Below are 18,750 nucleotides of genomic sequence, written 5' to 3'. Positions count from 1 at the left end.
AGATGTTCGGCCTGCAGTACCTGCGGGACCACCTTCGTTTCCAGGGAACGGCGGCCGAGCGACGCCAGCTGGTGGTGTACAGCGAGGGCGGCGCCTCGTGGCCCCACCTGGGCCCGGTGGTCGAGGGCCTGCTGGCCCGGGCAGACCTCCCGTTCGCCTACGTGTCGTCGATGCGCGACGACCCCGGCGTGACGCTGCGGCACCCATCGCTTACCAGCTACGTGATCGGCGACCGCAAGGTCCGCACTCTGTTTTTCCAGTCGCTGCAGGCGGAGGTGGTGCTCATGACGATGCCAGACCTGCAGACCTTTCACATCAAGCGCTCGCCAAGGGTGCGACGCTACGTGTACCTGCACCACTCCCTGGTGAGCAGCCACATGGCTTACCGAGACGGCGCGTTCGACCATTTCGACGCCGTGCTGTGCGCCGGCCCCCACCATGTGGCGGAGCTGCGCGCGATCGAAGCCCTGAAGGGCGTGCCCGCCAAGGAACTGGTGCCGCACGGCTACGGTCGGCTCGACACGATCCGCGCCGCAGCGGGCACCGACCTGCGCAGCCCCGAACGGCCTCTAGTGGTGGTGGCGCCATCGTGGGGTCCGCAGGGACTGCTCGAGCAGCATGCCGACAGGCTGATGGAGGTCCTGTCGATCCTGGACTGGGACGTCGTCGTCCGGCCGCATCCGCAGACGATGGCGCTTGCACCTGCGGCGATCGACTGCGTCCGTCGCTGGTGCGCTAGTCATCCACACCTGTCGCTCGAGGCCAACGTGGTAGGGAACGAGTCGCTGCGACGCGCCCACGTGATGGTCAGCGACTGGTCCGGCGCGGCCTTCGACTTCGCGCTCGGGCTGGACCGGCCGGTGCTTTTCGTGGACGTGCCCCGCAAGGTGAACAACCCGGGCTACGCGGCGGTCGGCATCGAGCCCATCGAGGTCTTCGGGCGCGCGTCACTCGGCGAGGTGCTGGCAGCCGCCAACCTGGCTGAATTGCCCCGTCGGCTTGCCGCACTCGTGGAAAAACGCGAGGCGTACGAAGAAGCAATCCGGCGTTTTCGCGAGCGATGGCTGTTCAATGTCGGGACGAGCGCCGACGCGGCGGTGCGCTACCTCGTCGCGTCCCTCGAGGCGGCCGGAAGCTGAGCCCGCGTCAGGGCAGGGCCGTCGCCCGAATGAAGGTGCGACCCGTGTCCCACGGTGATCCTCGCGATAGCACCCGACTGCCGTCGATGCGGAAGCGGCGTTCCATCACCGAGGTGGTCCCCGCTAGCGCGGCAGCATCTTCGAGGGTCGGGTGGTGCGATTCGAAGAACAGCGTGCCTCCGGGGGCAAGCAGCCCCTGCAGGCGCGCGAAGTAGGCGTCTAGCGAGAGGCTCATGTTGCCGTCCCATGTCGAGTGGTTGGCGAAGGACAGCGCCACGTCGAATCGCTCTTCCGTCTGCAGGTCCTCGAGGGAGTTTGTGCGGAACTCCACCGTGCCGTCCCCCAGCTCCTTCTGCGCGAGGCGGGCGATGTCCATCAGGAAGGGGTTGTTGTCGAATGCCAGGTAGCGGCGTGTGCCTGGCGACAGCGACAGCGAAAGAAACCCGGTGTTGCAACCGATCTCGATCACGCTGCGGCCGGCCAGGCTCGCGCCGAGGTCCATCTGCGCGACGCGTGTGTCGGTCTGCCGGAAACCGCGCAGGCCCAGCCGGGGGAAGGACTGGTAAAGGTAGCCAGAGCCATAGTCGGCCGAAGGCCACTCGCGTGCAGCCCGGTCGAGGATGCGAAGCAGCTCGCGGCGGAAGGCGCGGCGCCCCGGGTGCCACAGCCCCTGTAGTCCGTCCAGCCATCGGTAGGTCCTGGCGAAGCGCGTCGGGTCGGTCATGGTGCGGGTTGGACGGGGCCGGCCGGATCAACGTCTCCCGAACCACTCGCGACGCCGGTTCTCGGCGCTGGCGAGCCGGGCGTCGAGCAGGGCGCGCAAGCGGGAGGTGGTGGCGGGGTCGGTCGACGAGAGGTCGCGCAGCTCGCCTGGGTCGGCGACGAGGTCGTTGAGTTCGCAGCGATCCGTGGCACGGTGGCAGGTGAGTTTGAATCGATCGTCGATTACCGCGTAGTGACCACCTCGGATCTCCCGGAATCGGCCCTCGCGTGGCATGGCCATCGAAAACACCGGGGCCGGGGTAAAGACGCCGGTGGCCAGCCCGTCTGCGAGCGATCGTCCTTCGGTGAAGGGGTGAGTCTGGCCGCCGGCGAGTTCGAGAACGGTCGGGGCGATGTCGGCCTGGCTCGTCGGTACGGTGACGACCCTGCCTTCTCGTTGCCTCGGGAGCTTCACGATCAGCGGGATGCGGATGACGGGGTCGTGCAGCGCGTCCCCACCGTGGCCGAGTAGGCCACGCTCGAACGACTCGCCGTGGTCCGCGGTGACGATGACCACGGCGTCGTCGAGACGCCCGGTTCGTGCCAGCTCATCTAGAAATCGACCGAGACTCTCGTCGGCACCCATGATGGTCTCGCGGTAGCGCAGCCGCTGCTTGTCGACGGCATGTTGCCGTGATGGGGGGTAGGCGCCGACGTCGGCGAGGAAATCCTTGAACACCTCGAGTTCGCCCGGGGGCAGCAGGCGGTGGCGAGTGCTCGGGGGCGGCAGGTAGGGCGAATGCGGCGGCCAGCTGTGCAACCACATGAAGAGCGGGCGACCGTCACCACGGTCCCTTGGGAGGAAGCGTGTGGCTGGTCCGTAGACGTTCTCGGGCGGATAGGGACTCTGCGTGCCAAGCCGTGTGATATCGACGACATAGAGCAGGCTCAGCACCCCCGACAGCAGGGCCGGCAGGCCACGCGATTCCGGAAAGGCCTGCAGCGCATTGATCAGCGTCATCTGGAACGAGGGAGACGCCGCCATGTGCACCGTGTCGTAGCCCCGGAACGTGCCATGCTGTCTCGGCGAGGCTCCCTGGGCCGCGATGAAGGCATGGGTGCCGTAGCCCAGTTCCTGCAGCTTCGCGCCCATGGCGGCGTCGCGGACCGTCGCAGGTGCACGGCCGCCATGCACGACCCAGTGGGTCCAGGGCAAGGTACCCGTCTCGATGGTGGCCGTAGACGGGAAGGTGATGTTCGAGGCTGCGTAGTGGCGTGTGAAGCACGTAGACCGCGCCGCCAGTTCACGCAGCCTTGGCATCGTCGCCGCAACGTCGTCGCCACAGAGACCTGCATCGGCCGCGGCCAGCGTGTCCAGGGAGAACACGAAGATGTCCGGGCTGCCGGGCTGCGCTCTCGGCCGGGCCGTGTCCGGGCCTCGTTCCCCCAGCATCACTGCCGGACGGGTCCACGCGACGACACCGATCGACAGCGCGACCAGCGCCATCGCCGGCGCACGCAGTCGCCACAGCGGGTCGGTCATGGCGTGGATCAGGCGGACCTGACCGACGAATCGCCACAGGAGCCCGATCACGAGCACGGGGAGCAGGCTCCAAAGCTCTCGATAGGGCAGATGGGCGGTGGTCAGCCGGATGCCGAGCACCTGCGCCAACCAGAGCTTGGTCGCGAACGCGGCCTGCCATGCGCACAGGAAGACAACGGGAATGCCGACGAGGGCCCAGGCGAGTGTGGCTCCCGCGTCCGCGCTCGCGCCCAGGCGACCGGCCAGCGCACCGAGCGCCGAGCCCACGAGTGCAATGAGAGCTGAGACGACGAGCAGCATGACGGCCAGCAGGGCGGTGTCGGCGAGCACCTCCGTCGGAGTGGCGAAGTTCAGCAGTGCATCGATCTGCTGCAGCAGCGAGATGGGCAGCCACACCACGCATAGCGCTGCCAGGCTGAAACAGAAGAGGCGCCAGAGGCTGGCGGGCGGGATGTCGGAGCGGGAAAGGGGCCGTGCGGTGCCGGTCGCCACGTCCGCAAACGTCACCGGTCCGCCTTGCCCGTGATGCGCCGCCATAGGGATCGCAGCGCATTGCCGATCACCCTGCGCATGAACAGCCATCCCCCGATCAGAGCCGCGAAGATGGGTGCGAGCAGCTGGAACAGGACGCCGCCGGCGTTCGGGTCGATGTAGGCGAAGGCGAAGCGCGGGTGCAGGACGATCGTCAGGAGCAAGAGCTTGGCGAGTTGCGGGGCAATCTGGCGGGTCATCGCTGCGTCATGTGGGGCGGTGGGGGGTCGGGCCGGGGGGGTGCGTTGGACGCGCCGCAGCTTCGTGTTTGAATGGTGGCTTTGCGGCGGAACGACCGGGTCGGAATTATGGCAGTTTCTCCTACGGGAGAACGGCAAGACCATCGCCGCAGATGAGGAGTCAAGTTGTTCCGGACAGGAGCCGGCCGCAGGATGGTCGTCACATGAACCGAAAGTTGATCAGCGACTGGCTCTTTGTCGCATCTGTTGCTGCGGGACTGTTCCAGTCCCTTGCGTTGGCGGGACTGGTGCTGGCCCTTCTCGTTCGGGGCAACTTCGGCAGCATGAAGTGGCGGACCGCCCATACGTTCCTGGCCCTCGCGGCGGCGTGGGCGATGGGCGTCGTTGCGCTGCGGGGAGGTGATACCAATGGCATGCTCCCCTACTTCTCGTATCTCTGGTTCCTGCCCTTGTTGCTGGCCTGGTACAAGCCCTCCGACGACACACTTCGTGCTTTCTCGTGGCTGATCGTCGGACTGTTCTTCGCGGACCTGCTTTTCAATGTCTATTCCTCGGCGGTCGGCCGCGACCTCTTCGGCAGGATCGTTGATGCTCGTGAAGGTGTGGTTGGGGGCCGCAACGGCGGGCTTTTTGCGCACAGCTTTTACTCGGGTGCCATCAGCATCACCGCCGCGATCACGCTCCTGGCGAGCCGCACGGGACGGTGGGTCGCGGCGCTCGCGCTGGTCAATCTGATGCTGGCCGGATCATGGCGCCTGGCCGTGGCAATCCCCATCATCTTCATGTTTACCCTGCGCTGGCGGACGCGGTCCCGGCGTATGGAGTTGGCCTTGGTGCTGCTTTTGTCGGTATTGATCGTGCTGGGGGTTATCGCGACTTCGGGTTTCGTTGACAACGAGCTCGAGGTCAACGATTCCAACAAATTCCGTGTGTATGCGTGGCTCTTGGCGCTCGCCAAGGTGGCGACATCTCCGTTGATTGGCGTAGGGTTCCCCTCCATCGGCCTCATAGAAGGCATTTCCTTCTCATCAATCGACGAGAACCTGGTCACCGAGAGCTGGTACTTGGGGGCTGCTGCGACGTTTGGCATTCCTTACGTCGTGCTGTTCCTAGGAGCCTTTCTCACTGGCTTCTACGGACCAGACTACGGACAGCGCGACCTCCGGCGTGCCATCGTGTTCCCGTTCGTGATCATCGATCTCACCTACGGTGAGTTCTTCGGTGCAGTGCTGGTCTACACCTGGCTGTGGCTTCTCATTTGCGCGCCATGGCGCGTAGCGCCGCCGTTGCGACGTCCCCGCCGGCACCGTCCGATCGTGCGTGTCGAAGCGAACGGCGGTCCTGCCGGTTTCTCGCCGCCGTTCGCGCCTCCAGGATCGGTGCTCGGTGCTCGGTGCTAGGTCCGGCGCGTGTGGGCGAATGCACTCTTCCGTAGCAGCCGTTCGTAGAACGCGCCGCGCATCGTTTGCGGGAGCAGGAACACGATGGCCCGGAGCAGGCCATGCGCGGTGCCGGAGAATGCCGATTTGATGCCGAGCCGCACCAAGTGGCGCTGCAGGCTGAGCTCGCCTCGGGCATAGCGCCATCCGCCACGCCGGCGATACATGTCCCGGCCGGCGGTCGCGTGCACCAATACATCCGGCAGGTTGGCCGCGACGCAACCGTGAGCCAGGAGGCTTGCCCACAGTCCGTAGTCCTCGCGCAGGTAGATGTCGGGGTAGCCGCCGACTGCCAGGACGGGCGAAAGTCGATAGGCCACCGTCATGTGGTTGAACGGCGAGCGAAGCCGGAGGTAAGCGCGGATCTCGTCGTGCGTCGTGGGGACGGTGCGCATGCCGATCACGGCGCCCTGCTTGTCGATCTCGACTATGGCACCGCCTAGCACGTCGATGTGCGGTTCCGCCTCAATGGCCCGAGCCTGGAACGCGAAGCGCTCCGGCAGGTTGAGGTCGTCGGCATCAGCACGTACAACCCACTCCGTGCGGATGGCCGAAAGGCCGGCGTTCAGGGCCAGCGCCAGACCCATGTTCTGCGGAAGTTGCTGGACGACCAGCCCTTCGCGATGTTCGAATTCAGCGATTAGTTGGCGAGTCGTCGCGGGGATCGGGCCATCCAGCACCAGGCGCACCTCGTCGGGCCTGAGGGTATTGGCATAGACGCTGTCGAGCGCCTTGCGCAGGTAGCCGGGGTCGTCGCCACGGTAGGTGGCCATCAGTACGGTCATGCCACCCGGGAACCGAAGGGAGCTCTGTTCGCTCACAGGCGGACCCATGACGACGGGATAAGGTCCGCCGGTTGCATATCGCCCCCGTACCAGCGGCGCGGGGCGATCACAAGCTTGTCGGGTCGCGCATCCAACCAGGCGCCCCACCAGCTGAAGGTACTGTTCGCGATGACGTGGTGCCGGCACAGGCTCATCAGGCGCATGTCGTTGTGGCTGTCCTCGCCGGTGTTGTGCGACACGATCTGAACATGAGCGCCCATCGAACCAAACAGTTCGTGGGCGTAGGTGGCATCGTCTGAGAAGACGAAGAAGCTTGCCTCTGGATGCTTAGTGAGCAGGAGTGCCATTGCGGCACGGTAGTAGTCTGGGTCGCAGACTGCGAACAAGCCGGCGTTGCGTTTGTCGCTCACGTAGTCGCCGCGGCGCAGGTGCATGCTCACCGAGTTAGAAGTCACGATGCGCTCGGCGACCGCGGCGTTTCGTCCGGCAAGCGCGGTCGAGAAGGTGAAGTCACTTCTGATCTGCGTCGTGGCATCTGCGAAGTAGCGTTCGCTCTGGAAGTAGCCATGTAGATAGGCGTCGGGACCGTGGGCAGCCAAGCCCGGCCAGTAATCGAGGTGAGGCTCGAAGCAGAACGCTCGCGATGCGAGGGCCTTCCAGCGCAGCTTGGCGACGACACGGCGAACCCCGCGGCTGTGCTGCCAGCCGAGCAGCAAGCGGAGGTCGTCCCGTGAAGCCAGGGGCGGCGTCAGATTAAAAACCCGTGGCAACTCGTAGCCGTGATGCAGCGTATATCCGGCGAACATATCGATGGCGACCTTGAACTCCGTGTGCTGCCGCAGCGACATGGCGCGGCCGCAGGCGTACTGGAACATCTGATTGCCCAAGCCGCCGAGCAGATTGGAGATGATCATGTCCGGGCCTGGCCTTGCGAGGTCGCCGTTCCTCTCGTGCGCTGGATGATGACGATCATCGCGCTGCCCGCGGCTAGGCCCAGCGCTTGAATGACCGCGATCGATAGGGCACCCGGCGTGGTGAGGTGCGGTATGACCAGGAAGGCGACCAGTAAGGTGCCGAGTACCACCAGCAGCCCAGGCACCAGCTGACGGCCCGGCAGCAGCGCGCCGTGAAACCTCGCGAACGAGGCGTATGTGCAGTACGCCGTGACCAGACCGCCGAATGCCACGAACTGCGAAATTGACATGGTTCTGTGAGAGAACAGGACAAAGAAGGTGGCGAACCCAATTCCAGTGACCAGCGAGGCGACGAGCTGGAACACGAGGTAGGTCCGCAAGGGTTGCCAATGGAGGCGGTTCGCGAAACGTCCGATCGCACCCGAATTGAGCCAGTGCATACCCAGCGGAAAGAAGAGCAGCGAAGCTGAGAAGATCCTGATGACGACTGCAATGTCCAGGCCGACCTCTGCCGGAAGCCCCTTGCCAAACAGGAATGGCAGGTTCAGAACCAAGCCGTCAAAGAGCGCGACACACAGGATCGTGGCGAGGTATGCCGCGCTGCGCGATCCGGGTGCGCCGATCTGCATCCGCAGAGGGCATAGACGGCGCATCGCGACCCAGCCGTTGACGACACACACGGGCAGCCACTGCAGGAGGACCGCGATGAAGGCCGCATCGCGGGGCCAGCCGTTCTGGCTGTGCAACCACGTCACCGAGATCAGGTTGCCCGCGGCAAAGAGCGTCGAAAACAGGGGAGGTCTTGCGACGAGCGCTCGCACCAGATCCCCATCGAGGGCGCAAGTGAAGATCAGCAAGGCCGCGGCGGCGAGGACAAGCGCCGGGGGATGGCTGCGTCCCAGGACGAACATGATCACAGGCATCAGGAGCGCGGAGCCAATGGCTGTCGTCTGTGCCGAGTGCGCAACGCGCCGCAGCTTGTCGGACGTGCGCGTGTGCCGGTCGAGTGCTGCGGCCATGGCTGAGAGCGAGCGAAGGGCCGCTGCGAAGAAGCCCAGGACGAAGAGGAAGAACAGAATGTCCTTGGCGTCGCCGGCCGCGTAGTGTTTGGCGATCAGGCTGAACAGGTAGATGGACAGGAGGCCAGAGACGATCCGCACCGCGGCATGCTGCAGCATGTCCTTCAGCAGTCTGGAGCGGCTCACCATTGTTCAGCGCTTCGTGAGTGAGGCATCGTCGCCGAAAGGCACAGCGCCGATCTTCTTCGAGCCAAACGAACCCAGTAGGCTTGCTACTCCGCGCGCGACCATCCAGACGCCCTGCTCGGCGGCTCGGGCTAGTCGGCCCGTCCAGTCCGGACGGGTGATCCAGTCGCTGCGGTCGGTCGGACCAAGCTTGTTCCGCAAATAGTCCTTCTCCGCGGATCGCAGGGCTGCGATCTCTGGCCGCACTTCCGCGGTGATGGAGTCCTGGCGAATGAGTGACAGTACGAAACGGTCGTGCAGCACCACCAGCTTCGGCTGCTGTCTGAACATCCTGTAGTACAACTCGACATCGACATACCAACGCAGCCGGGCGTCGAAGCTGCCGTAGAGCGATCGATTCGCGACCACCATCGAAGGCGCGCCAATGACGTTGCGCCGCAGGAGGTAGTGGGGGTAGTCCTTGACGACGCGCCCGACCCAGGACATTGGGAAGTGAAGCTTGAATGCCTTGTGGACGTCGCGGGTTGCGCGGCACCCAAGCACGATCACGTCAGGGGGAGCTTCGCCCTCAAGTGTTCGAACGAGGTCCTCGGCCAGATGGCGGTCGCCCGGCCATTCGTCATGGTGAATCAGCCAGAGGTGGCGGCCACGTGCGTCGGCCAGCAGCCGGTTCCAGTTGCCTGGTGCGCCAAGCGGTGGCGTATTTCTCCGATAGGACGCGCGAGGAAAGGCGCGCGCTGCATGCACGCGGATCGCTTCCGCGGCCTGCGTGTTGGAGGAGTCGTCGTAGATAAGGACTTCGACATCCTTACGATCGCGCAGGGTGCTCAAAGTGGTCAGCGTCCGCGCGATACCTTCGGGGTAGTTGTATGCGGGTAGCAGAATGCTAAGAACGACGGCGTTGGGCATGGCGACTCACGCCCAGAGAGGGCGAAGCCTCACCACCATCTGGTCACCTTGTCCTTGCTCGTTCAACCAAGCCGACAAGCGTCTGTAAAAGCGTGTCGAGTAGCGCGCAGCGTATGCTTTGGCTTGCGGCGACACCAGGGAGTGGCCGTCTGCGTACAGCTGGCTGGCCCAAAACTGCATGGGTTGAGAATCGCGGCTGAAACTCACCGCCTCCAGCCCCGCGGCGTTGGCGACGATCTCAAGCGACTTCTGTGAGTGAAGGTAAAGATGGCGTGGCGCATCAATCTGGAACCAGTGCTCTCCGAAGAGGGTGAAGGCCAGGCACTCCGACGTGGGCACGCGCACCAGCACTGAACCGTCCGGCGCGAGTTTGGAGGCCGCCTGCTGCAGCACGCCTACCTGATCGGCGATGTGCTCGAGGGAATGGTGAAAGCAGACGAGATCGAACTGCCCGGGTACATCTGCGATCTCGCCGCCATGGAGTTGGACGCCGTCTGAGAGAGTGCTGCCCTGCAGGAGCGGATCGACACCCACGAGGTTCACGTAGCCCAGTCTTGCCATCGATTTAAGCAAATCGCCCGAGCCGCACCCGACGTCGAGGATGCGGCTCTTGCGGCCCTTCGCGAGAGCCACAGTGGACGCAATGGCGCTGTTTGGAAACCGTTTGGCGAGCAAGCGTCCGAGCAGGCTCTCGCCGACATACGACTTGTCGCGGGCCTCCATGGCCCAGCGCCGTAGCGCACCCCGCATGCCCCTGACCGAATAGTAGGAATCGGCCGGGTAGAACCGGGCCATGTCTGCGGGAGGAGATGCGAGGTAGAGGACGCCGCACCCAAGGCACTGGACGTAGCGGAATGACTCACTCGTGCCGTACATGTGCTCGCGCGCTTCGACGGTCCTGGACGCACCGTTGCTGCCGCAGATGCGGCACGCTTCTGAGGTGGACCTTGAGGCGTGCGGGCCGGATGGCGTGTGGATTTCGAACGGCTTCAAGTCTTTACTGCCCGGAATGAACGCGCTCATCTCTCAACTCTTGCCTGATGGCCGTAGTTTGTCGAGCATGACACGGTCGACCGGGCCTTTGAAGAAGACGAAGTTGTGGGTGCCTAGGGTGTCGACGCCGCTCTGCACGATGGCGTCGATCATCTCTGGAGTGACCGCCGTGGCCTTTCCGTCCGCTGTGTGTGCCGTGAATCCGCGCGACCAGAACATGTCGAAGGTCTGACGGAGGTGCGGGTTCGTCTTCTGCCCGGCAGGCAGGTGCTCGGATATGCAGATCTCGACCATCCAGGCAGATCCAGCCATCTGGTCGAGGTGGCGTGCGGCGCCGCGCAGCACGCCAAGTTCGGCTCCCTCTACGTCGATGACGAAGAAGTTGCGGCGTTCCAGGAGCCGGTCTCCCAGTACGCGATCGAGCGTTGAGACTGGCACGCGTGAAACGTATTGGGAAGGCACGCCTGCCCACCCCGGCAGCAGCGAAGCGCCGGTGCCTTCACCGAAGAAGTTGAGGATGCCAGGGCGTTCTGACAGCGCGAGCGGAAAGACCTCCACGCGGTCGTCCCATCCGTTCTCAACCAGGTTGCGCAATAGAGAGGAAAGGTTGCTTTGCGATGGTTCGAATGCGATGGTCGGCAGCCCGAGTTGCAGGCTGTGGCAGCAGTAGTAGCCGATATTCGCGCCGATGTTGACGAAGTTGTCATAGCCGGGCGCGAGACTACGGATGATCGACGTCTCAATCGGCTCGAAACTGCCGTCCTCCATGGCCGGGTTACCCGCGAACCTGAACCCGTGGCGGGTGACGACGGCGGGGCGTTTCCTCGCGCGTTCCTCTTTCTGCTTGCGCAGGAAGGTGGACAGAGAAGGCGAAAGATTGATCAGCGACTTGAGGTGCTGGCGCAATGACATAAGATGAAGTCCCTCAGGGACGATGTGGCGAGCGATCTTTCGCGGAATGCCGAACACCCAATGGGCCGGACTCAGGGCGTGAGCTGGGCCAGGGTAGGGGCAGCTGCGTCCTTGGTCGAGAGTGTCGGTGCGATGCCGACATCGGGCCAGCGGATTCCAATAGCTGGGTCGTCCCAACGCAAGGAACGCTCGGCCTGCGGCGCATAGAAGGCTGTCGTCTTGTAGAGAAAGTCCGCGGAGTCACTGAGTACCAGGAAGCCGTGCGCAAGGCCCGGCGGGATCCACAGCTGCCGGTGGCTCTCGCCGCTCAATTCCACCCCGACCCAGGCGCCGAATGTCAGGCTGTCGCGGCGGATGTCGACCGCAACGTCGAAGACAGTGCCCTGGGTGACGCGCACGAGCTTGCCTTGCGCATGTGGAGCCACCTGGAAGTGCAGGCCGCGCAACACGCCCTTGCCCGAACGTGAGTGGTTGTCCTGGACGAAGGACCACTTCTGGCCCGTGGCGTTGTCGAACGCTTCCTGGTTGAAGCTCTCCATGAAGAACCCGCGCGCGTCCCCGAACACCTTCGGCTCGAGGATCAACACCCCCTCGATGGCAGTCTTGGTCACCTTCATCAAAACACCTGGCTCTTCACGATCTGCATGAGGTACTGCCCGTACCCATTCTTCAGCATGGGCTGAGCCATGGCAACCACCTGCTCGGCAGTGATCCACCCCGCGCGGAAGGCGATTTCTTCGGGGCATGCCACCTTCAGTCCTTGCCGCTTCTCGAGGACGGCAATGAACTGACCTGCTTCCATCAGGCTGTCATGCGTCCCGGTATCGAGCCACGCATAACCGCGCCCCATGATCTCGACGTTGAGCTGACCCTGTTGCAAATAGCGGGCGTTGACGTCGGTGATTTCGAGTTCTCCGCGGGCTGATGGCTTGATGCTGGAGGCGATGTCGCACACCTGCTCGTCATAGAAGTACAGGCCGGTGACCGCGTAATTGCTCTTCGGCACCTTTGGCTTTTCCTCGATGCTGAGCGCTCGTTTTTGGTCGTCGAAGTCCACCACGCCGTAGCGCTCCGGGTCGTGCACGTGATAGGCAAACACAGATGCACCGCTTTCGCGCCCTGCAGCTGAGTGCAAAAGCCTCTGCAAGTCATGCCCGTAGAAGATGTTGTCTCCAAGCACCAGGGCACTCGGATGACCGCCCACGAATTGCTTGCCAAGGATGAAAGCCTGGGCCAGGCCATCAGGGCTTGGCTGCACGCAGTAGCTGATGTTGATGCCCCACTTGGCGCCATCTCCGAGCAACGCCTCGAAGCGCGGCGTATCCTGCGGTGTGCTGATGAGCAGGATGTCGCGGATGCCAGCCAGCATGAGCGTCGCCAACGGGTAATACACCATCGGCTTGTCATACACCGGCAGCAGCTGCTTGCTGATCGCCAGCGTGGCCGGGTGCAGGCGGGTCCCGGAGCCGCCCGCGAGGATGATGCCTTTGCGATTCGAAGCTGTGCTCATGTGTGCGCGTTTGAGAAGGTCAGATCAACACTTCGGTCAGCATGCGTTCCACTCCTGTGTGCCAGTGCGGCAGTGTCAGTCCGAATGCCTGCTGGAGCTTGGAGGTGTTCATGCGCGAGTTGCTGGGGCGCTTGGCCGGCGTTGGAAAGGCACTGGTCGGAACGGGCTCGATCCCCTGGGGTGCAACCCTGATCGGTTGACCATGACGGCGTGCGAACTCGATCACGTGGCGCGCATAGTGGTACCAGCTGGTTTCGCCCGACGCGACCGCGTGGTAGGTGCCCGAGAGGACCGGTTCCTGCAAGGCCGCGCGCAGGGCGAGGGCCGTGATGTCGGCCAACAGGTCGGCGCCAGTCGGAGCGCCGATCTGGTCGTCGATCACGGTGAGCTTGTCGCGCTCCTTCGCCAAGCGAAGCATGGTCTTGGCGAAGTTGCCGCCGCGCGCGCCATACACCCAGCTTGTGCGGAAGATGAGGTGCTTGGCGCCGCTCGCACGGATGGCGTCTTCGCCTTCCAGCTTCGTCTTGCCGTACACGCTCAGGGGCCCGGTGGGCGAGTCTTCGATCCACGGGGTGCTGCCGCTGCCGTCGAAGACGTAGTCGGTGCTGTAGTGCACGAGCCAGGCGCCGATGGCCGCGGCCTCGCGGGCGATCACGCCGACGGCCGACGCGTTGACGGTGCGGGCGAGGTCGGGTTCGCTTTCGGCCTTGTCGACGGCGGTGTGCGCCGCGGCGTTGACGATCAACTGCGGCGCGACCGCGCGCACGGTGGCGGCCAGCGATTCGGGCCTCGAGAAGTCGGCCGCCAGCGGGCCTGGACTGTCGAAATCGAGTGCCACCACCTCGCCCAACGGCGCCAGCGAACGTTGCAGCTCCCAACCGACCTGCCCGTTCTTGCCCAGCAGCAGGATCTTCATGCGGCCGACCGGGCGGCGTAGTTGCGCGACACCCACTCGCGGTAAGCACCGCTTTGCACCTGCGCCACCCAATCGGCGTTGTCGAGGTACCACCTCACCGTCTTTCGGATGCCGGTCTCGAAGGTCTCGGCCGGTTTCCAGCCGAGCTCGCGCTCGAGCTTGCGGGCGTCGATGGCATAGCGGCGGTCGTGGCCAGGTCGGTCGGTGACGTAGGTGATGTGGCGGGCATAGCTGCCGGCTGGGTCGGGGCGCAGCTCGTCGAGCAACGCGCAGATCGTCTTCACGATCTCGATGTTCGGCTTCTCGTTCCAGCCGCCGACGTTGTAGGTCTCGCCGACCTTGCCGCGCGCCAGCACTTCGCGAATCGCCGAGCAATGGTCTTTGACGTAGAGCCAGTCGCGGACCTGCATGCCGTCGCCGTACACCGGCAGCGGCTTGCCAGCCAGCGCGTTGACGATCATCAGTGGGATCAGCTTCTCGGGAAAGTGATAGGGCCCGTAGTTGTTGCTGCAGTTGGTGGTGATGACAGGCAGGCCGTAGGTGTGATGCCATGCGCGCACCATGTGGTCGCTGGCGGCCTTGCTTGCGGAATACGGGCTGTTGGGCTCGTAGGGGTGGGTCTCGGTGAAAGGTGGGTCGTTCGGTTTGAGCGAACCGTAGACCTCGTCTGTCGAGACGTGATGGAAGCGAAAGGCGTCTTTCGCGGCGCCCTGAAGCTGCATCCAATGGCCGCGCGCCGCCTCAAGCAGCGTGAAGGTGCCGTTGACGTTGGTCTGCACGAAGGCACCGGGGCCGTGAATGCTGCGGTCCACGTGGCTTTCGGCCGCAAAGTGCACGATGGCGCGCGGCTGGTGGTCCTTGAGCAACTTGTCGACCAGGGCCCGGTCGCCGATGTCGCCCTGGACGAAGATGTGTCGCTTGTCTTGAGCCAGCGACTTGAGGTTGGCCAGATTCCCGGCGTAGGTGAGGGCGTCGAGGTTCACGACCGGCTCGCCGGTGGCCTCGATCCAGTCGAGCACAAAGTTTGCGCCGATGAAGCCGGCGCCGCCGGTGACAAGAATCATGAGCTTCCTGTGGATCTGTGTGTGGGGTGCGAAGCAGCACCGGCTGGGACGCGGCGATTCTAGAGGGCCGCCGAGGTCCCGAAATGGGCATCGGTGGCCCGGGAGATAATCCTAGGATGACTCAGACAGACGTTGAACCCCTCGGTCTCGTGCCTTCACAAGAGGCGCCTGCCACTGCGCCGCCTGCGGAGGCCATGCAGTTCTCATCCTTGGGGCTCGCCCCTGTGCTCGAGAAGGCGGTGGCCGAATCCGGCTACACGACCATGACGCCCATCCAGGCGAAGGCAATCCCGATCGTGCTTGCCGGCCGCGACGTCATGGGCGCCGCCCAGACCGGCACGGGCAAGACAGCCGCGTTTTCGTTGCCCCTCCTGCAGAAGATGCTCAAGCACGAGAACAGCAGCGCCTCGCCCGCGCGCCACCCCGTGCGCGCCCTCGTGCTGGCACCGACGCGCGAGCTCGCCGACCAGGTGGCGAAAAACATCAAGGCCTATTCCAAGCACACGAAGCTGCGGGCGATGGTGGTCTTCGGTGGCATCGACATGAAGCCGCAGACACTGGAGCTCAAGACGGGTGTCGAGGTGCTGATCGCCACGCCCGGCCGGCTGCTGGACCACATCGAAGCCAAGAACTGCGTGCTCAACCAGGTCGAGTACGTGGTGCTCGACGAAGCCGACCGTATGCTCGACATCGGCTTCCTGCCCGACCTGCAACGCATCCTCAGCTACCTGCCCAAGCAGCGGCAGACGCTGCTGTTCTCGGCCACGTTCTCGCCCGAGATCAAACGCTTGGCAGAAAGCTATCTGCAGGACCCGATCCTCGTCGAGGTGGCGCGGCCAAACGCCACGGCCTCGACGGTGGAGCAGCGCTTCTACAGCGTGGCCGCCGATGACAAGCGGGCGGCGGTGCGAAAGCTGCTGAAGGACCGCGAAATCTCGCAGGCGATCGTCTTCGTCAACTCCAAGCTGGGCTGCGCGCGGCTGGCGCGCTCGCTGGAGCGCGATGGCCTGCGCACCAACGCGTTGCACGGCGACAAATCGCAGGACGAGCGCCTGAAGGCGCTGGACGCGTTCAAGCGCGCGGAGGTCGACGTGCTGGTCTGCACCGACGTGGCGGCTCGCGGCTTGGACATTGCCGACCTGCCGGCGGTGTTCAATTTCGACGTGCCGTTCAATGCGGAAGACTATGTGCACCGGATCGGCCGCACTGGCCGCGCTGGTGCCTCGGGCTTGGCAATGACGCTGGTCACGCGGGACGACACCCGGCTGGTGTCCGACATCGAAAAGCTCATCAAGAAGAAGATCGAACTGGAACCCCTCGAGCTGGACGAAGGCCGGCCCTTGCGCGATCGCGAGGATCGCCGGCGCGGACGCGAGGCTACGTCGGACGAAGCGCCGCCGCGTGCCACCCGCAGCTACGCTGCCCCCAAGGCCGCGCCGCGTGACCCGTTCTTCGACAAGCCCTACGAGCCGAGCACGTCCGAAGAGGCGCCGGCCTGGGAACGAAGCAAGGCGGCCCCGGTGAGCACCGGCCGCGGGCTGTCACCCAACATCAAGCCGAAAAAGAAGGTTGCCGCACTGTTCGGCGCCAAGCCGCCGGCCACGCCCAACAGCTAACCGCGGCGCTTCAGCTGGCCAGAAACAGGAACACGGCCGGCACGTCGGCGGGCATCCGGGCTGGCGACGATTTCCATGTGGCGACGGTATCGGTGCGCGTCCAGGCCTGCGCCAAGGTCAGGCCGCAGCTCACCGAGAGCCAGGTGTCGCCCTTCAAATGCGACAGCAGCGCGCCGAGCAGCGCCTCGTTGCGGTAGGGCGTCTCGATGACGAGCTGGGTTTGGGAGGCGCGCCGGGAGGCGGCTTCCAACTCGCGGATCCGCGCGCCGCGCTCGCCGGCTTCCACTGGCAAATAACCCACGAATGCAAAGCTCTGGCCGTTGAGGCCGCTGCCGGCCAGCGCCAGCATGAGTGAGCTGGGGCCGCTCAAGACGCGAACAGGAATTTTGTGCGCGTGAGCGGCCTGGACCAGTCCTGCGCCGGGGTCGGCCACGGCGGGCAGGCCCGCTTCCGAAATGAGGCCCAGGTCGTGTCCCTGTAGCGCAGGCTCCAGCAGTTGTGTCCAGTTGATCGGCGCCGCCGCCTTGGCGCCTTTGATGGGCCGGGGCAGTTCGACGATGGACACGGCCTGGAGCGGCTGAGCCAATGGAATCACCGAATTCACGCGCTTGAGAAATGCCCGCGTCGTCTTGGCGTTCTCCGCCACCCAGTGGGTCAGGCGAGCTCCTGCCTCGAGGGCTGCGAGAGGAAGAACCGCGCGCAGGTCGGTGTCGACGCTGCTTCCCAGGTCAAGTGTGTTGGGCACGAGGATCAGGTGCCCTGGCCGGCCGCTCATCGGACCAGCGGGTCGATGCCCGCTCCGCGAAGCAGCTCACAGGTCTTGATCAGCGGCAGCCCGACCAGTGCCGTTGGATCGTCGGATTGAATCGCGCTCAACAGGGCGATACCCAGAGCTTCGGACTTCGCGCTGCCGGCACAGTCGTAGGGTTGTTCGGCTTGCAGGTAGTGCTCGATCTCAGCATCGCTCAAGTCCCGGAAACGCACGGTGACCAGGACCAGGGCGCTGGCCTCGTAGCGCCCCGACAGGCAGACCACCGACACCGCTGTCTGGAACACCACGGAACGGCCGCTCATGGCCCTGAGCTGGTCGGTGGCGTGCGCGTGGTCGCCTGGTTTGCCGATCGGTTGCCCGGCAAGGTCGGCCACTTGGTCCGAACCGATCACCACTGCATGGGGATGGCGGGCCGCCACCTCTCGGGCTTTGGCCAATGCCAAGCGCAAGGCCAGCGCCGGCGGGGCCTCACCGGCAAGCGGGGTCTCGTCCACCCGGGGTGCGTCGACATCAAATGGCAGACGCAAGCGTTGCAGCATTTCGCGGCGATAGCGCGAGGTTGAACCCAGGATCAGGGGAGGGCGTTCGGTCATGGAGCGGCATTGTCGTCGCAGGCAGGCGCATAAACTGCCGGCATGAAAGCGCGCGATTGGGATCCCTTGAAGCTCGACGTTGAGGCCTTGGCCAAGGCCTCTGCCTCGGTCGCTGGAGAGTGGCCACTGACTGAACTGGAGCGACTCACGGCTTCGGCTGTCACGGGCACGGCTGTGGGGGATGTGTCGTGGCAGGCGCAAGGTGAGCACCGCCCCGTCAAGGGCGGGCCGCCGCAGGTCTGGCTGCACCTCAGGGCGAGTACCGGCGTCATGCTCGAGTGTCAACGCTGCCTGAGGCCGGTTCCGGTCGACGTGCATGCCGAGCGCTCATTCCTGTTCGTGCAGGGCGAAAACCTCGCGGCCGAGTTGGATGCCGACAGCGAAGACGACGTACTTGCGCTTACCCGGGCGCTGGACCTGAGGGAGTTGGTCGAAGATGAACTCCTGCTCGAATTGCCGCTGGTGCCCCGGCACGACGAGTGCCCGGAGCCCCTGGGAACGGCGAACGAGGGCGAACCAGAACTCGAGGAGAAGTCCAACCCGTTCGCGGTGCTGGCCTCGCTGAAGCGGGGCAGCCTGCCCAATTAGCCATCCGCCGCGCCCCATGCTAGAATTGCGGGCTTTCCGTTCGGGTGTCCACCCACGGCACCAAACCCTGGCTCCTGTGCTCTTTTCGAGCATGAGCGACAGGAGATCTAAGGAGCAATTCCATGGCTGTTCAGCAAAACAAGAAGTCGCCTTCCAAGCGCGGCATGCATCGTTCGCACAATGCCCTCACGACCCCGGGCACCGCGATCGAGCCGACCACCGGCGAGACGCATCTGCGTCACCACATCAGCCCCAACGGTTTCTACCGTGGGCGCAAGGTGCTCAAGACCAAGGCAGACGCCTGATTCTCGGCGGCTCGTGGCGCCTTGCAGCGCCTGTTCGCGACCCCTCGCGTTCACCGCTGATGCTTGAAGCCACATCCCCACCCGGCCTGCGCGACGCTGCAGTGTCGGGTGTTT

Annotated in this window: 20 protein-coding genes; 5 read left to right on the top strand and 15 right to left on the bottom strand. The window is 64.8% G+C overall.

All coding sequences use genetic code 11. The features are described from left to right. Window positions 1-2: 2 nt before the first annotated feature. Window positions 3-1,139: a hypothetical protein gene (locus JI745_RS09485; protein ID WP_201805673.1), complete on the top strand. Its 1,137-nt coding sequence runs from the start codon at window positions 3-5 to the stop codon at window positions 1,137-1,139. A 7-nt stretch (window positions 1,140-1,146) separates the two neighbouring features. On the opposite strand, the gene JI745_RS09480 is transcribed toward JI745_RS09485, so the two are convergent. From JI745_RS09480 to JI745_RS09470, 3 genes are read right to left on the bottom strand one after another with little or no spacing between them, the layout of a single operon-like run. After that, on the bottom strand, window positions 1,147-1,863 hold the full coding sequence (locus tag JI745_RS09480) for a bifunctional 2-polyprenyl-6-hydroxyphenol methylase/3-demethylubiquinol 3-O-methyltransferase UbiG (protein WP_201805672.1): 717 nt from the start codon (window positions 1,861-1,863) through the stop codon (window positions 1,147-1,149). 27 nt (window positions 1,864-1,890) lie between these two features. Next, complete coding sequence (locus tag JI745_RS09475) at window positions 1,891-3,891, bottom strand: sulfatase-like hydrolase/transferase (protein WP_201805671.1); 2,001 nt, start codon at window positions 3,889-3,891, stop codon at window positions 1,891-1,893. Continuing rightward, window positions 3,888-4,115 (bottom strand): hypothetical protein, encoded by a 228-nt coding sequence (locus JI745_RS09470; RefSeq protein ID WP_201805670.1) that lies wholly within the window; start codon window positions 4,113-4,115, stop codon window positions 3,888-3,890. The genes JI745_RS09475 and JI745_RS09470 overlap by 4 nt, the downstream gene beginning before the upstream one ends. 203 nt (window positions 4,116-4,318) lie before the next feature. Between JI745_RS09470 and JI745_RS09465 the strand changes: the two genes are divergently transcribed. Continuing rightward, the gene (locus JI745_RS09465) at window positions 4,319-5,515 is read left to right on the top strand and encodes an O-antigen ligase family protein (RefSeq protein WP_201805669.1); all 1,197 of its coding nucleotides are present in this window, start codon (window positions 4,319-4,321) and stop codon (window positions 5,513-5,515) included. Here JI745_RS09465 and JI745_RS09460 read toward each other — a convergent pair. The 10 genes from JI745_RS09460 to rfbB all read right to left on the bottom strand — a co-directional run bounded on the left by JI745_RS09460 (window position 5,512) and on the right by rfbB (window position 14,762). After that, on the bottom strand, window positions 5,512-6,339 hold the full coding sequence (locus JI745_RS09460) for a glycosyltransferase (RefSeq protein ID WP_404932807.1): 828 nt from the start codon (window positions 6,337-6,339) through the stop codon (window positions 5,512-5,514). The genes JI745_RS09465 and JI745_RS09460 overlap by 4 nt on opposite strands. 32 nt (window positions 6,340-6,371) lie before the next feature. After that, window positions 6,372-7,253, bottom strand: coding sequence for an alpha-1,2-fucosyltransferase (locus JI745_RS09455; protein WP_201805667.1), 882 nt, complete (start codon window positions 7,251-7,253; stop codon window positions 6,372-6,374). After that, window positions 7,250-8,431 carry a hypothetical protein gene (locus tag JI745_RS09450; protein WP_236674948.1) on the bottom strand — a complete coding sequence of 394 codons (1,182 nt, stop codon included), beginning with the start codon at window positions 8,429-8,431 and terminating at the stop codon, window positions 7,250-7,252. The genes JI745_RS09455 and JI745_RS09450 overlap by 4 nt, the downstream gene beginning before the upstream one ends. Before the next feature lie 33 nt (window positions 8,432-8,464). Continuing rightward, complete coding sequence (locus JI745_RS09445) at window positions 8,465-9,367, bottom strand: glycosyltransferase (protein WP_201805663.1); 903 nt, start codon at window positions 9,365-9,367, stop codon at window positions 8,465-8,467. A gap of 6 nt (window positions 9,368-9,373) precedes the next feature. Further along, complete coding sequence (locus tag JI745_RS09440; RefSeq protein ID WP_201805661.1) at window positions 9,374-10,390, bottom strand: class I SAM-dependent methyltransferase; 1,017 nt, start codon at window positions 10,388-10,390, stop codon at window positions 9,374-9,376. Between the two features lie 3 nt (window positions 10,391-10,393). Beyond that, window positions 10,394-11,272 (bottom strand): FkbM family methyltransferase, encoded by an 879-nt coding sequence (locus JI745_RS09435; protein ID WP_201805660.1) that lies wholly within the window; start codon window positions 11,270-11,272, stop codon window positions 10,394-10,396. Between the two features lie 71 nt (window positions 11,273-11,343). Continuing rightward, window positions 11,344-11,889, bottom strand: a complete 546-nt coding sequence (rfbC, locus tag JI745_RS09430; protein ID WP_201805659.1) for a dTDP-4-dehydrorhamnose 3,5-epimerase — start codon at window positions 11,887-11,889, stop codon at window positions 11,344-11,346. Continuing rightward, a complete protein-coding gene (gene rfbA, locus JI745_RS09425; RefSeq protein ID WP_201805658.1) occupies window positions 11,889-12,782 on the bottom strand; it encodes a glucose-1-phosphate thymidylyltransferase RfbA in 894 nt (297 codons plus the stop codon). The genes rfbC and rfbA overlap by 1 nt, the downstream gene beginning before the upstream one ends. 19 nt (window positions 12,783-12,801) lie before the next feature. Then, window positions 12,802-13,698: a dTDP-4-dehydrorhamnose reductase gene (gene rfbD / locus JI745_RS09420; RefSeq protein WP_201805657.1), complete on the bottom strand. Its 897-nt coding sequence runs from the start codon at window positions 13,696-13,698 to the stop codon at window positions 12,802-12,804. Then, on the bottom strand, window positions 13,695-14,762 hold the full coding sequence (gene rfbB, locus JI745_RS09415; protein ID WP_201805656.1) for a dTDP-glucose 4,6-dehydratase: 1,068 nt from the start codon (window positions 14,760-14,762) through the stop codon (window positions 13,695-13,697). The genes rfbD and rfbB overlap by 4 nt, the downstream gene beginning before the upstream one ends. A gap of 194 nt (window positions 14,763-14,956) precedes the next feature. Here rfbB and JI745_RS09410 point away from each other — a divergent pair, with 194 nt between their 5' ends. Then, complete coding sequence (locus tag JI745_RS09410; RefSeq protein WP_201805655.1) at window positions 14,957-16,378, top strand: DEAD/DEAH box helicase; 1,422 nt, start codon at window positions 14,957-14,959, stop codon at window positions 16,376-16,378. A 10-nt stretch (window positions 16,379-16,388) separates the two neighbouring features. Here the strand turns inward: JI745_RS09410 and JI745_RS09405 are convergent, their stop codons facing one another. Both JI745_RS09405 and JI745_RS09400 read right to left on the bottom strand, forming a co-directional pair. Further along, window positions 16,389-17,153 carry an SAM-dependent methyltransferase gene (locus JI745_RS09405; protein ID WP_201805653.1) on the bottom strand — a complete coding sequence of 255 codons (765 nt, stop codon included), beginning with the start codon at window positions 17,151-17,153 and terminating at the stop codon, window positions 16,389-16,391. Further along, window positions 17,150-17,743, bottom strand: a complete 594-nt coding sequence (locus JI745_RS09400) for a Maf family nucleotide pyrophosphatase (RefSeq protein WP_201805651.1) — start codon at window positions 17,741-17,743, stop codon at window positions 17,150-17,152. The genes JI745_RS09405 and JI745_RS09400 overlap by 4 nt, the downstream gene beginning before the upstream one ends. A 42-nt stretch (window positions 17,744-17,785) precedes the next feature. Here JI745_RS09400 and JI745_RS09395 point away from each other — a divergent pair, with 42 nt between their 5' ends. Both JI745_RS09395 and rpmF read left to right on the top strand, forming a co-directional pair. Next, entirely contained in the window at window positions 17,786-18,331 is a 546-nt protein-coding gene (locus JI745_RS09395; protein WP_201805649.1) for a DUF177 domain-containing protein, read from the top strand. A gap of 122 nt (window positions 18,332-18,453) precedes the next feature. Next, window positions 18,454-18,636, top strand: coding sequence for a 50S ribosomal protein L32 (gene rpmF, locus JI745_RS09390; RefSeq protein ID WP_201805647.1), 183 nt, complete (start codon window positions 18,454-18,456; stop codon window positions 18,634-18,636). Window positions 18,637-18,750: the final 114 nt, after the last annotated feature.

Source organism: Piscinibacter sp. HJYY11 (assembly GCF_016735515.1).
Taxonomy (GTDB): domain Bacteria; phylum Pseudomonadota; class Gammaproteobacteria; order Burkholderiales; family Burkholderiaceae_C; genus Rhizobacter.
Note: the sequence above shows the minus strand (reverse complement) of the source record. Positions and strands in the feature narration are given on the sequence as shown.